This is a genomic window from Parabacteroides distasonis ATCC 8503 (genome assembly GCF_000012845.1).
GTDB lineage: Bacteria > Bacteroidota > Bacteroidia > Bacteroidales > Tannerellaceae > Parabacteroides > Parabacteroides distasonis.
Window position 1 is genome coordinate 2,463,346 of the sequence record NC_009615.1, and the last position, 13,776, is coordinate 2,477,121.

At 45.1% G+C, this 13,776-nt stretch carries 15 protein-coding genes; 11 read left to right on the plus strand and 4 right to left on the minus strand.

From position 1 onward, the window contains the following. The first annotated feature begins 162 nt into the window (after window positions 1-162). The 4 genes from BDI_RS10405 to BDI_RS10420 all read left to right on the plus strand — a co-directional run bounded on the left by BDI_RS10405 (window position 163) and on the right by BDI_RS10420 (window position 3,475). Window positions 163-1,338, plus strand: coding sequence for a MalY/PatB family protein (locus tag BDI_RS10405; protein WP_011966685.1), 1,176 nt, complete (start codon window positions 163-165; stop codon window positions 1,336-1,338). A 48-nt stretch (window positions 1,339-1,386) separates the two neighbouring features. Further along, the gene (locus tag BDI_RS10410; protein ID WP_005854436.1) at window positions 1,387-1,962 is read left to right on the plus strand and encodes an FKBP-type peptidyl-prolyl cis-trans isomerase; all 576 of its coding nucleotides are present in this window, start codon (window positions 1,387-1,389) and stop codon (window positions 1,960-1,962) included. Between the two features lie 103 nt (window positions 1,963-2,065). Continuing rightward, a complete protein-coding gene (gene aroC / locus BDI_RS10415) occupies window positions 2,066-3,142 on the plus strand; it encodes a chorismate synthase (RefSeq protein ID WP_005854434.1) in 1,077 nt (358 codons plus the stop codon). Window positions 3,143-3,154: 12 nt separating this feature from the next. Continuing rightward, window positions 3,155-3,475, plus strand: a complete 321-nt coding sequence (locus BDI_RS10420; RefSeq protein ID WP_005854432.1) for a DMT family transporter — start codon at window positions 3,155-3,157, stop codon at window positions 3,473-3,475. 107 nt (window positions 3,476-3,582) lie between these two features. Here the strand turns inward: BDI_RS10420 and rlmH are convergent, their stop codons facing one another. Beyond that, on the minus strand, window positions 3,583-4,056 hold the full coding sequence (rlmH, locus tag BDI_RS10425) for a 23S rRNA (pseudouridine(1915)-N(3))-methyltransferase RlmH (protein WP_005854430.1): 474 nt from the start codon (window positions 4,054-4,056) through the stop codon (window positions 3,583-3,585). A gap of 88 nt (window positions 4,057-4,144) precedes the next feature. Between rlmH and BDI_RS10430 the strand changes: the two genes are divergently transcribed. The 3 genes from BDI_RS10430 to aldA all read left to right on the plus strand — a co-directional run bounded on the left by BDI_RS10430 (window position 4,145) and on the right by aldA (window position 6,985). After that, window positions 4,145-4,516, plus strand: coding sequence for a DUF4783 domain-containing protein (locus BDI_RS10430; RefSeq protein WP_005854427.1), 372 nt, complete (start codon window positions 4,145-4,147; stop codon window positions 4,514-4,516). A 3-nt stretch (window positions 4,517-4,519) separates the two neighbouring features. Then, the gene (gene nadC, locus BDI_RS10435; RefSeq protein ID WP_009018111.1) at window positions 4,520-5,359 is read left to right on the plus strand and encodes a carboxylating nicotinate-nucleotide diphosphorylase; all 840 of its coding nucleotides are present in this window, start codon (window positions 4,520-4,522) and stop codon (window positions 5,357-5,359) included. Window positions 5,360-5,548: 189 nt separating this feature from the next. After that, complete coding sequence (aldA, locus tag BDI_RS10440; protein ID WP_009018110.1) at window positions 5,549-6,985, plus strand: aldehyde dehydrogenase; 1,437 nt, start codon at window positions 5,549-5,551, stop codon at window positions 6,983-6,985. Window positions 6,986-7,030: 45 nt separating this feature from the next. Here aldA and BDI_RS10445 read toward each other — a convergent pair whose 3' ends face one another. Beyond that, a complete protein-coding gene (locus BDI_RS10445; protein ID WP_011966686.1) occupies window positions 7,031-8,791 on the minus strand; it encodes a DNA polymerase III subunit gamma/tau in 1,761 nt (586 codons plus the stop codon). Between the two features lie 69 nt (window positions 8,792-8,860). Between BDI_RS10445 and BDI_RS10450 the strand changes: the two genes are divergently transcribed. Further along, on the plus strand, window positions 8,861-9,166 hold the full coding sequence (locus BDI_RS10450) for an FtsB family cell division protein (protein ID WP_005854418.1): 306 nt from the start codon (window positions 8,861-8,863) through the stop codon (window positions 9,164-9,166). Beyond that, window positions 9,167-9,490, plus strand: coding sequence for a hypothetical protein (locus BDI_RS10455; RefSeq protein ID WP_011966687.1), 324 nt, complete (start codon window positions 9,167-9,169; stop codon window positions 9,488-9,490). A 183-nt stretch (window positions 9,491-9,673) separates the two neighbouring features. Here the strand turns inward: BDI_RS10455 and BDI_RS10460 are convergent, their stop codons facing one another. Further along, on the minus strand, window positions 9,674-10,279 hold the full coding sequence (locus tag BDI_RS10460; RefSeq protein WP_005854413.1) for an OmpH family outer membrane protein: 606 nt from the start codon (window positions 10,277-10,279) through the stop codon (window positions 9,674-9,676). A 25-nt stretch (window positions 10,280-10,304) separates the two neighbouring features. Then, complete coding sequence (locus tag BDI_RS10465; protein WP_005854411.1) at window positions 10,305-10,523, minus strand: hypothetical protein; 219 nt, start codon at window positions 10,521-10,523, stop codon at window positions 10,305-10,307. A 147-nt stretch (window positions 10,524-10,670) separates the two neighbouring features. Between BDI_RS10465 and BDI_RS10470 the strand changes: the two genes are divergently transcribed. Next, window positions 10,671-12,128 (plus strand): aminoacyl-histidine dipeptidase, encoded by a 1,458-nt coding sequence (locus BDI_RS10470; protein WP_005854410.1) that lies wholly within the window; start codon window positions 10,671-10,673, stop codon window positions 12,126-12,128. 150 nt (window positions 12,129-12,278) lie between these two features. Continuing rightward, entirely contained in the window at window positions 12,279-13,766 is a 1,488-nt protein-coding gene (locus BDI_RS10475) for a hypothetical protein (protein ID WP_011966688.1), read from the plus strand. The last annotated feature ends 10 nt before the right edge of the window (window positions 13,767-13,776 follow it).

Sequence of the window (13,776 nt, forward strand, 5' to 3'; positions counted from 1 at the left end):
CAAGAAGCAAATTCACTGATTTTATTTTTAGAGAGAAAAGTCTTTTATAAAGTTTCCTACTATACAAAAACATCATCTTTATACATATTTTGCTTTAAAATCGCAGTTTTTTATGTAAGTTTGACCCCTAAAACAATTAAGAAACTGATCGTTAATAAAAATATGAAACACTACAACTTCGACGAAGTTATCGAACGGCATGGGACGAGTTGCGTGAAATTCGACCGTTTGAAAGAGATGTTCGGTGACGAGAATCTGATACCACTATGGGTGGCGGATATGGATTTCCGCACACCGGACTTTATTGTAGAGGCCCTGAAGAAACGTTGTGAGCACGAGATATTCGGCTATACATTCGGCTCCGACGAGTATTACGAGAGTATCATCAATTGGGTACACTACAAACATAACTGGAAAATACAACGGGAATGGATCAGCTATATCCCGGGAATCGTAAAGGGAATCGCTTTCGCTATCCAATGCTTTACGCAAAAAGGAGATAAGGTCATCATCCAGCCCCCTGTTTATCACCCGTTCCGCATCGTTCCGGAGAAAATGAAGCGCGAGGTCGTTTATAATCCGCTAAAGATGGTAGACGGCATCTATGAGATGGATTTTGATCATCTTGAATCTATTATAGATGATAAATGCAAGGTATTGATCCTCTGCAACCCTCACAATCCGGGTGGGATCGTCTGGAAAAAGGAAACCTTGGTCCGATTGGCCGAGATTTGCGCCAAGCACAATATTTTGGTTATCTCCGATGAGATTCATGCGGAAATGGCCTATCCTCAGTACACGCATTACCCGTTCGCCTCCGTATCGGATACCGCCGCTTCCTGCAGCGTGACTTTCATGGCACCGAGCAAGACGTTCAATATCGCCGGTATCGTGACTTCCTACGCAATCGTACCCAATGATCGCATCCGGGAAGAATTTTACTCTTTCCTTGAGGCCGGAGAGTTTGGCGATGGCACGATCTTCGCTTATACGGCGACAACCGCCGCTTACACCTATGGCGCCGAATGGTTGCAACAAATGCGAATGTATATCATGGAGAATGTACGTTTCGTGGAAGAGTTCATGAAACTACATCTCCCCAAGATAAAAGTTTACCAGCCCCAAGCCTCCTTCCTCGTTTGGTTGGATTGCAGGGAACTGGAATTAAGTCAAGATGAACTCGTACACCTGTTCAAAGACAAAGCCGGACTAGCGCTGAACGACGGAAGTATCTTCGGCCCCGGGGGAGAAGGCCATATGCGTTTGAACATTGGCTGCCCCCGCTCTGTTTTAGATAAAGCGATGAACGCTCTTAAAAAGGCGGTGGATAAGAAATAAAATCGTATCTTTGCGAGCATTTCTATACATATTTAAAATACAAGACAAATGAAAATTACAGCAAACAAATACGTTGCGGTTACATACGACCTGAACGTTGGCGAAGGTGAAGAACGTGAGTTAATGGAAAAAGCGACGGTCGAGGCTCCTTTGAAATTCATCTACGGAACAGGCATGATGCTTCCGGCATTCGAGAAAGCCTTGAACGGGCTGGAAGTAGGTGGCACGTTCAACTTCTCCATCGAGCCAGCCGAGGCTTATGGCGAATATAACGAGGAGCACGTATTGGATCTTCCGAAGAATATCTTCGAGGTAGACGGTAAATTCGACGCCGAGATGATCAAGGAAGGTAATACCGTACCGATGATGGATTCTAATGGCAACCGTATGAACGGCTCCGTATTGGAAGTGAAGGATGATATCGTGGTAATGGACTTCAACCATCCGTTGGCTGGCGAGACTTTGCATTTCAGCGGCGAGGTAATCGACGTACACGAACCGACAGCGGAAGAGATCGCTGCCTTCTCCGCTCCCGCAGGTGGATGCAGTTGCGGTTGCGACGATTGCGGTAGCGATTGTGGCGATAACCACGAGGGTGGCTGCGGTTGTGGTGGATGCCACTAAATAAAGGGAAATTGAGAATTGAAAATTGAAAATTAGGAGAAGTGCCTAATCATCGGCTTTTGATTCTCAATTTTCAGTTTTCAATTTTCAATTAGACAAAACGGTGAATACTTTTGGTAATATTTATAGATTAACATCGTTCGGCGAATCGCACGGTCCCGGTATCGGCGGCGTGATCGACGGATGCCCAGCCGGGATCGAATTAGATACGGCATTCATCCAGCAAGAGCTGAACCGTCGTAAACCGGGACAATCCCGTATCACGACCCCCCGTAAAGAGGATGATGAGGTACAGTTTCTTTCCGGTATCTACGAGGGAAAGACAACCGGTACGCCGATAGGTTTCATCATCTGGAACAAAAACCAACATTCCTCGGACTATGACAATATGAAAACGGTTTACCGTCCTTCCCATGCTGATTATACCTATCAAACGAAATATGGAATCCGTGATCCCCGTGGAGGTGGACGTTCGTCCGCCCGGGAAACGATCGCTCGTTGCGTGGCTGGGGCTATCGCTAAACTCGCCCTTAAGCAATACGGCATACAGATTCAAGCTTATACCTCGCAGGTCGGCCCGATCAAATTAGCGGGTAGTTACCAAGATTATGATTTAAGCTTGACGGAAAAGAGCGATGTACGTTGCCCGGACCCGAAGACCGCCTCAGAGATGGAAACCTTGATCGCTGAGGTCAAATCAAAAGGAGATACGATCGGCGGTGTTATTACCTGTGTGGCGAAAGGGGTTCCCGTCGGATTGGGAGAGCCTGTGTTCGGCAAGTTACATGCCGCGTTGGGACATGCGATGCTTACGATCAACGCCGTGAAAGGCTTCGAGTATGGAGACGGATTCAACGCCGCCTTCTTCCGCGGATCGGAAAGGAACGATCGCTTTTTCAATGATAACGGGCATATCAATACTCGTACCAATAATTCCGGCGGTATCCAAGGAGGGATATCCAACGGACAAGATATTTATTTCCGGGTAGCCTTTAAATCGGTCGCTACGATCTTGATGGAACAAGAAACGGTTAATATGGAGGGAGAGGATACGATATTAAAGGCACGCGGACGTCATGATCCATGCGTATTGCCTCGTGCGGTACCTATCGTCGAGTCTATGACCGCCATGACTTTATTGGATTATTTATTGATCCAAAAGACACGGGAAAACTTTTAAGACTAATTCTATATGGCTTGGATTCTGTTAATTATAGCCGGATTATTCGAGATCGGCTGGCCGCTGGGCTTTAAATTAGCAAGTATGCATTCCAAATATTTTATTTGGTTTATAGGTTTATCGATCTTATCCATGGGCTTAAGCGGCTATTTCTTATATCTCGCCCAGAAAAGCATCCCAATCGGTACGGCTTATGTAATCTGGACCGGGATCGGGGCTATAGGGACTGTTCTTCTTGGAATCTTGTTTTTCCATGATTCCGCAAATATATTCAGGTTATTGTTCTTATCTTTGATATTGATAGGGATCGTCGGGTTGAAATTAGTCCATTAATCCGGGTAAAAAAACACCAGTATTGCCGTAAGGCTACGCCAGTATAGGCGTGAGCTTACGGCAGTATAGGTATAGGGCTACGCCTATACTGCCGTTAACCGACGCAACTACTCGTGATGATAAGGCTCGTTATTCAAGATCGTCATTGCCCGGTAAATCTGCTCGATAAAGATCAGTCGGATCATCTGGTGGGAAAAAGTCATCTTGCTCAACGAGATCTTTTCCGATGCCGCCTTATACACAGCTTCACTAAAACCGTAAGGACCGCCTACCACAAATACCAAGCGTTTCGGGACCGTATGCATTTTCTTTTCCAGATAAGTAGAAAATTGCATGGAGGTAAACTCCTTCCCTTTCTCATCCAGCAACACCAAATAATCGCCGGGCTGCAAGGCCTTTAAAATCAATTCTCCCTCCTTCTCCTTTTGCTGCGCCTCAGAGAGATTCTTCACGTTCTTTATATCCGGTATGACTTCCATTTCAAAGGGTATATAATGTGTCAAGCGATTTTTATACTCATTGATAGCCTCCACAAAATAACCGGCATCCGTCTTACCAATCACAATCAGTCCAATCTTCATCTACTTACATTTACATGTTTAGAAAGGCTAAGTTACAAGAAAAATACATACCTTTGCCACTAATTACTCAATAAAATAAAGAAAGCTTATGAAACGACTCTTACTTACATTCGCCTTGATATTCGCGTTCGTATGTGCGCAGGCGGCGGATATTACCAGTATATCAAATGCTTTCAAGGCAGGAAATGCCTCCTCTCTATCCGGTGCTATGGATAAGGTGGTGGATGTAGCCTTGCCCAGTTCCTCTAAGAAATGTAACGGAAGTGAGGCCGTCTCTATGTTGTCCTCATTTTTCAGTTCGAATAAGCCTTCCGGATTCTCGGTCGTACATCATGCGGATAAAAAGGAAAGCGGTTTCCTTGTCGGAAAGCTTCCGACGTCTTCCGGTGAGTATCGTGTAAACATCACGTACCGTGCCGAAGGGAATACAGCGATTATACAATCAATCAGAATAGAATAAAAGATGGACAAACTTATTGACGACTTAATCAAATTAGCGTTTGCCGAGGATATTGGCGATGGCGATCATACCACCTTATGTTGCATCCCCGAGACAGCGATGGGGAAAAGCCAGCTGATCATCAAGGAAGATGGCGTATTGGCCGGCGTGGAAATGGCTAAACGTATCTTCCACGACTTCGATCCGGAACTGAAAATGACGGTCTTTATACAAGACGGAGCCGAAGTGAAAAAAGGGGATATAGCGTTCGTGGTGGAAGGTAAGATCCAATCCTTATTGCAGACCGAACGGTTGATGCTGAACGTTATGCAACGCATGAGCGGTATCGCTACTACGACCCGTAAATACGCCAAGGCGTTGGAAGGTACCAAGACACACGTTTTGGATACTCGCAAGACAACTCCCGGTATGCGTATGATCGAGAAAGAGGCCGTACGTATCGGTGGCGGCATGAACCATCGCATCGGTTTGTTCGATATGATCTTATTGAAAGATAATCATGTGGATTTTGCTGGAGGCATCGAGCAAGCGATTACACGTGCGCAAAACTATCTGAAAGAAAAAGGTAAGAACCTAAAGATCGAGATCGAGGTTCGTAACTTCGACGAGTTGGAACAAGCCATGAAAGTAGGCGGTATCGATCGTATTATGTTGGATAATTTCAATATCGAGAATACAAAAGAAGCGGTTCGCCGCATCAACGGACGTTTCGAAGTAGAGTCTTCCGGCGGTATCACGTTCGACACATTACGTGATTACGCGGAATGTGGCGTAGACTTCATCTCCGTAGGGGCATTGACTCACTCCGTGAAGAGCTTGGACATGAGCTTCAAAGCCTGCTAAAACGAAAAACGATCATTCTATAAAAAAACAGCCTTGAGAAGATCAACTTCTTGAGGCTGTTTTTCCTATATCTACCCTATTATCTTGATTCACTATCATTTCTGATAGAACTATTATCATTTTTAAAACATTGCCATTCCTTCCTTTCCGTACTTTTAAGAACAAATTATTCAACCTAAAAATAGTATCATGAAAGAATTGAAAATGTTTATAGATGGCAGATTCATTGATAATGAGTCTGGGAAATGGATCAAGGTATTGAATCCTTCTACCGAAGAGGTTATTTCACTGATGCCCGACGGGACGGTTGAAGATGCCAGAAAAGCGATCGATGCCGCAGAGAAAGCGCAGAATCAATGGGAAAGAACGCCCTCCATAGAAAGGGCTGCTTATCTGACAAAGATAGCGGCTGGCATCCGTAAGAGAGAGAAGGAACTGACCGACATCATCGTCCGTGAAGGAGGCAAAACCCAAGGACTCGCCAATGTTGAAGTCCTTTTTACCGCGGACTATATGGATTACATGGCAGGCTGGGCCCGCCGGTACGAAGGGGAAATCATTCCCAGTGACCGCCCTCATGAAAACATTTTCTTATTTAAGAGACCGATTGGAGTAACGACAGGTATCCTACCTTGGAATTTCCCATTCTTTCTAGTCGCTCGTAAAGCCGCGCCGGCCTTGATCACCGGAAATACGATCGTAATAAAACCTAGCCAGCTTACGCCAGAGAACGCATATGTATTCGCGCAGATCGTGGAGGAGGCAGGTTTGCCTGCCGGCGTTTTCAATCTAGTAAATGGACGGGGTAGCGTGATTGGTCATGAACTCTCGGCGAATCCGAAAGTAGGCATGGTAAGTCTGACAGGAAGCGTGGGAGCCGGACAACAGACCATGGCAGCCGCCGCTCCTAATATCACGAAAGTTTCTCTGGAGTTAGGAGGTAAAGCCCCGGCTATCGTGATGAAGGACGCAGATGTCGATCTCGCCGTTAAATCCATTATTGCCTCTCGTGTGATCAATACCGGACAGGTATGTAATTGTGCCGAACGGGTTTATGTAGACAAAGCGATAAAAGAGACCTTCATGGAAAAACTAGTCGCCGGCATGAAGCAGGTAAAAGTAGGAAACCCCAATGAGATCGCGGATCTGGATATGGGACCTCTTATCGAAGCCAGTGCGTTGAAGTCTATGGAGAAAAAAGTAGAAAGAGCGATCCAGCAAGGTGCTAGGCTACTGTGTGGTGGTCATAGGATCGGTACAAAAGGATATTTCTTCGAACCGACCGTTTTGGATTGTGTTACGCAGAAAATGGATATCATACAAGAAGAGACTTTTGGCCCCGTGCTACCGGTTGTCGAATATTCGGACATCAACGACGCTATCGCATGGGCGAATGATTGCGAATATGGATTGACATCTTCCGTATATACACAAAACTTGGATAACGCATTCAAGGTAATGCGTTCCTTAAAATTCGGGGAGACTTATATTAACCGTGAGAATTTTGAGGCTATGCAAGGCTTCCATGCGGGATGGCGCAAATCCGGAATCGGTGGTGCGGACGGAAAACATGGACTTGAGGAGTATTTGCAAACTCAAGTGGTTTATCTTGAGACAAAGGAATAAAAAATAAGACTAAAGATCCCTTCTTGGGATCTTTAGCACATCTACTTAATCTAACGTCAAATTAAACTCATCCCTCAAACGACCCAAGGTAGGATTTATCTTCATCAGCAGCTCTAGCTTCTCCGTGGATGTATAAGCCAAGTGCTTCTCATTTCCCTCTACGATCCGGACACGCATCTGGATGCGGCTGTTATTAAGATGCTGGCGGAGAAATGGCAGGATATGGATCGCATTATTGATCAATTCCTCTTGCTGCCCCGGGTTATGTACAGCTACCTCGAAATAATAATTCTCTTGCAAGGTAGGCTTGCAATTGATCATCGTATTCTTAAGATACACTTTCTTGTCAATCGTTGCGGCGTAATTATCCCATTCACGAACCAAGGAATCATTGTCAAAGGGAGTTACTACCTCCTTTACGTTCGTTGTCGCTTGTTGAACGGTTTGTTGCTTAGGCTTCTCCACTCCGATCTCCTTCATGGAGATCCCCATCGGACGAGCCGTTTTACGAGCCGGATTAGGCGCTGTAGACGGAGGTGGCGCAGGAACCGAGCTCGGCATGTGCGTACTCATAACTTGTGGAGCACCGGCCGCTGCCGTAACTGAAGGAGCTTGAGGCGGCTGTTGGGGCTGCCCGCTATTCACCGCTTGAGAAGACGGATTCGTCCCAGCAATCGGCTCAATTAACGCTTTTTTTTTATCGTCGACGGCCACCTGTGTTAATTGACAGAGCTGAATCAACGTCAATTCCAATAAAAGACGCTTATTGCGGCTGGCACGGTAATTCAAATCGCACGTATTCGCTAGCTCTATCGCCTTGAACAGAAGTTGATCCGGACAATGTTTCGCCATCTCCTTATATCGTTCCCGTATAGAAGCTCCCACCTCGAATAGCACCAAGGTGGACTCATCCCGGCATACCAATAAGTCCCGGAAATGCCCAGCCAAACCGGTTATGATATTCTGCCCGTCGAATCCTTTGCCTAATATCTCATTCAAGATCAATAAAGAAGCCCGCACATTGCCGGATAAGATCGCATCTGTCAGACGAAAATAATACTCATAATCCAGCACGTTCAAGTTATCGATAACCGCTTGATACGTGATATTGCCATTCGTGAAACTTACCACTTGGTCAAAGATAGACAAAGCGTCGCGCATACCTCCATCCGCCTTCTGAGCGATCACGTTCAAGGCTTCCGGTTCCGCAGTTACCCCCTCTTGCGAAGAGACATATTGCAAATGCTCCACCATGTCGGCGATGGATATACGGGAGAAATCATAGATCTGACAACGGGAAAGGATCGTGGGAAGCACCTTGTGCTTCTCGGTCGTAGCCAAGATAAAGAGAGCATGATGCGGAGGTTCCTCCAATGTCTTCAAGAATGCGTTGAAAGCGGCGGTTGTCAACATATGGACCTCGTCAATAATGAAGACTTTGTATTTACCGATTGGAGGCGGGATACGCACTTGGTCGATCAAGGTACGGATATCGTCCACCGAGTTATTCGAGGCGGCATCCAGTTCATGGATATTGTAAGAACGCTGCTCATTGAAAGCCCGGCACGACTCGCACGCATTGCAAGCCTCGCCATCCGCCGTCGGATTCAAGCAATTGATCGTCTTCGCAAAGATACGGGCACACGAGGTCTTTCCTACTCCACGAGGACCGCAAAACAGGTAAGCATGCGCTAATTTGTTACTTTGTATCGCGTTTTTCAGCGTAGTGGTAAGAGACTTCTGCCCTACTACACTCCGGAAAGTGGACGGGCGATATTTTCTTGCCGATACAATATAATTATCCATTCTCTGCTTTTTATTGATAAGACAAAGATAAACAAAATAATTCATTATCTTCGCGAAAACGATGTTCTGATGTCACGCATAAAAGAGTTTTACATAAAGTATCTATCGTGGATCAACGCTTATTGGTTGGTTACCATCGTGTTCCTTATCGTCACCTTTACGGTGGGCGATAGCAGCCTGTATAAACGCTATACGTACGACGAGAAAATACGCGGTTTGGAGAAAGAGATCAAACATTACCAAAAGGAGATCGAGATCAACAGCAAGAAATTAAACGACCTTCATACGGACAAGGAGGGACTGGAACGTTTCGCCCGTGAAGAGTATTTCATGAAAAGGTCGAACGAGGATGTTTTTATTATCAAGGACAAATAAATGAATCAACAAATCAGATCGATTATTTTCGGCGTAGCGGGATTACTCGTATTAGCCGGTGCCATATTGTTTCTTACTCATTGGGCTGTCGCCCCTTATTTATTCGCTGTCGGTGCGGCGGGTATAGCCGTTTGCTATCTGACCCTTCCGGTTAAGGACTTGGACTTTCGTCGCCGCCGGCTCCACCGTTTCAACGTATTCGCCGGACTTCTAATGATCGTATCTTCCGGCTTTATGTTCAACAACCGTACCGAGTGGATCCTTTGCTTGAGCGTAGCCGCTATCTTACAGGTATATACCGCTTTCGTTACTCCTAAAGAGTAATTGGCCGCAAAACGCAGTGCTACTGACCCGACCGATGAATATATACTGACCAGGCCAACGCAGTATATATTACTTTGCAGATACAGTATATCTTCTATAAAGTCCCCGGTAAGCACCGTTAAAAAAAGGGTGTATCAAACGTTCCTTTGATACACCCTTTCTTTTATAAATTCTATTAATAGCTTACTTGGCCGGAGAGGAATAATTCTTATTCAAGTATTCCAGCAATTCGCCTGTGATATCATAGGAATCGCCAGCCAAAAGGATATTATCTCCTACCGTATTGCTGAATACCACTTGATAGCCTCTACCCAGATTGAAAGCCTTCAATTGAGAAACAACCGTATCGCGTAATTGCTCGTTCAACTTCTGCTGCTCTTGCATCAACTCTTGAGCCAATTGGTTATCTAAGTTCTGCAACTCTTGTTGCTTATTCAATAAACGTTGTTGCTCTTGCTCCGCCCTCTCACGGGTAAGGAAAGCGTTATTTTCTACCTTACGCTGGAAATCTTGCATCTCGCCTTGTAAACTACGGGCTTTCTGGGTGATGTTAGCACGGGAATTCTCTTGTTTCTTCAAGATGATCTCGTTCAGATCCTTGGAATAATTGTAATTAAGTAACAGGGAATCCACATTTACATAAGCGATCGGAAGTAAGGCCGTTGTGTCTCCCGCTGACGCGAATGTTCTTGTTACGCTTGATTCTTTCTTGCCGGAAAATTGCATAATATACAAGATTACGACAGCCACCGCTAGCACACCGTTAATAACGTAGTTAATGTTCTTCATAAAGTGCAATTTAAATCTTATTTTTTTATTCTTTTATTTCGTTCATGATGTCATAGAGTCCCTTTTGCTTCACCGCCATACGATCCATGGTCTTCGCACAAAATATACCTTTCTTACCCAACGCCCTGTTTCCTTCGATATGCGTATTCGGGAACCTTCCTCCCTTTTTCAACAGCACTTTTATCGATAGCAACACGACACTGATAACAAGAATTATGACCGTAAATAATAACGTTGTAAGCATTTTCTCTATATTTGTGGACGCAAATATAAGAGTTTAAGTGATTACTAAGTGTCTTTTTGGCATTTTATTCTACTTTTTTTCGAACTAAGCTCTTTCAGTTGCGGTTTTATTAACTTTAGAGTAACATCTATAATACATTGTAACATTATGAAGATTACTGATTTAAAGCCTACTATCGTATGGAAGTTCTTCCATCAAGTAACCCAAGTGCCTCGCCCCTCAAAAAAGGAAGGCAAAATGATTGAATTCCTAGAATCATTCGCGAAAGAGTATAAAATAGCTATCAAGAAAGATGAAGCCGGCAACCTTTTAATGTCAAAGCCTGCCACTCCGGGAATGGAGGATCGTCCGGTAGTCGTATTGCAGTCTCACATGGATATGGTTTGCGAGAAAAATAACGGTACGAAACACGATTTCGACAATGATCCGATCGAGACGATCGTCGACGGCGAATGGCTGCGTGCCAACGGCACTACTTTGGGAGCCGATAATGGTATCGGTGTAGCGGCCGAGTTGGCTTTGCTTGCCTCCGATGATATCCAACACGGTCCGATCGAATGTTTGTTCACAGTAGACGAAGAAACAGGTTTGACCGGAGCGAAAGCCTTGAAAGAAGGTTTCATGACCGGAGATATCTTGTTAAATCTCGATAGCGAGGACGAGGGAGAGATCTTTATGGGTTGCGCCGGAGGTAAAGACACACAAGCGACTTTCCATTATGAGCCAGTTCCTACGTCCGATAAGATGCAGTATTTCCGTATCGATGTGAAAGGGTTGAATGGCGGTCACTCCGGTGGCGAGATCCACAAAGGATTAGGCAATGCCAACAAGATATTGGTTCGTTTCTTATTCTTATTGAAAAAGAAATATGATTTCGTTCTTTGCTCTATCGATGGAGGAAACTTACGTAACGCAATCGCTCGCGAGGCACACGCCGTGATCGGCTTGCATCCGGAAAATAAGGAGGATGTACGTATCTTGCTGAACCATTTCGCCGCCGACGTTGAAAATGAGTTGAAACATGTAGACCCGAGCGTTCAGTTAGCGATGGAGTCCACGGATCGTCCGGAGTATCATATCGACAATGCCACCGCCGAGAAATTAATCTACGCCTTGCACGCTTGTCCGCACGGCGTAATCGGTATGAGCCACGATATAGAAGGCTTGGTAGAGACTTCTACCAACCTTGCTTCCATAAAGATGAAAGAAGGCAATACGATCTTGATCGGTACCAGCCAGCGTAGCTCTATCGAATCATGCAAGATCGCTATCGCCAATACGGTAGCCTCCACGTTCCTATTGGCTGGAGCAGATGTAAAACATGGCGATGGCTATCCGGGATGGGCCCCGAACCCCGACTCTAAGATCTTGAAGATCGCACAGGAGACTTACAAACGCCTATTCAACAAAGACGCCAAGATCATGGCCATCCACGCCGGATTAGAGTGCGGTTTGTTCTTGGAAAAATATCCGAAACTGGATATGATCTCTTTCGGGCCTACTTTGCGTGACGTACATTCACCCAACGAGCGTATCGAGATCGCTACGGTCGGTTTATGGTGGAGCCACCTTCTTGAATTATTAAAGAGCATCCCCGCAAAATAAACCAACGTTTTTTGCGTTATAAGAAGAGGAAAGACACGATAACCGTGTCTATCCTCTTTTTTTATGTTAATGTCTTGCAACTTTTTTATGATAATTTTGTTTATCTATTAAAACAAGAACACAAGATATTTACAGTTAACATTTACGAAAATGAAAAGATTAACGATAACGCTATTTATACTCGCAACGCTTCTGTTGAACATGCTTCCGGCATGCGACGGTTTGGATGATCATTATTCCACCAACCCGACTTACCGGCTAAGCTTCTCGACAGACACGCTCGCTTTTGATACGATCTTCAGTACGATCGGTTCTACCACCCGTCAATTTATGATCTACAATAAAAATAGTGAACCTCTGAGCATTGAGTCCATCATGCTGGCCAGTGGAGAGGCTACCGGCTTCCGCATGAATGTGGATGGACGCAAAGGTAGCTCATTTAATAATGTAGGGATACTCGCCAACGACAGCATGTATGTATTCGTGGAAGTAACGGTCGATCCGAATGGTGGCAATCAACCTCTGTTGATACAGGATTCCGTACTTTTCACCGTGAATGGCATCCGTCAATCCGTATTATTGGAAGCCTACGGGCAGGATGTTAATCTTTACAAAGGCGGTGTTACGATTACAAAAGATTCTATCCTCACGGCCAATCGTCCTTACTTGATCTACGATAGTTTGGTTATCGCTAAAGGGGTTTCATTGAATATCGAGAAGGGGGCTACTTTCTATATGCATGATAAAGCGAGCCTGATCGTTCACGGCTCCATGAACGCTTTAGGCACCTTGGATGAGCCTATCACTTTCCGAGGCGATCGTTTGGATTATATACTAAATGATATATTACCGTATGACCGGACTCCCGGGCAATGGGGAGGCATTACCTTTAAGGCGGATAGCTACGGGAATGTCTGGGATAATGTAATCGTACGTAATGGTACCTCCGGTGTATATTGCGAGCTTTCCACCCCGGACCGCCCAAAGATCAAGATAAACAACTCACAGATCACGAATATGGGGAGCGATCTATTCTTCGCCATCAATTGTGATGTTATCGCTACAAATACGGAATTCAGCAATGCCGGAGGAAGTGTACTCACTTTAGTCGGTGGTAAATATTACTTCGCTCACTGTACGATGGCTAATTACATGAGTTTAACCAAAAGGGAAATGGCCAGCGAGACTGTTCCTTTGGATAGTAAATGCCTATACTTGCTCAATAACGTAACAGTAGACGGAAATGGCCCGTATCCTATCACGCAAGCTTATTTTGACAATTGCACTATCGATGGAAGTTACGATGTCGAATTAAAAGCAGATGGCAGTACAGATTTCGATTATCGGTTCAATCACTGTGCGCTTAAAGCCAAAGAATCCTCCAGCGATCACTTCAAGGAGGTCTTGTTTATCAAAAAGACTCCTTCCTATCGGAAAGTAGGAGGTAAGCAAAATAAATACACCTATGATTTCCGGCCAGATTCCGTATCGACTACCGGAGTCGGAAAAGCAGATCCCGAGATAACGAAGAATTATCCGATCGATCGTTACGGTGTCAACCGGCTAACCAGTTCGAACGGCCCGACCATAGGAGCCTACGAGTTTGTTCAGGAAGAGACCGAAGATTCAAACCAATAAGAATACATTA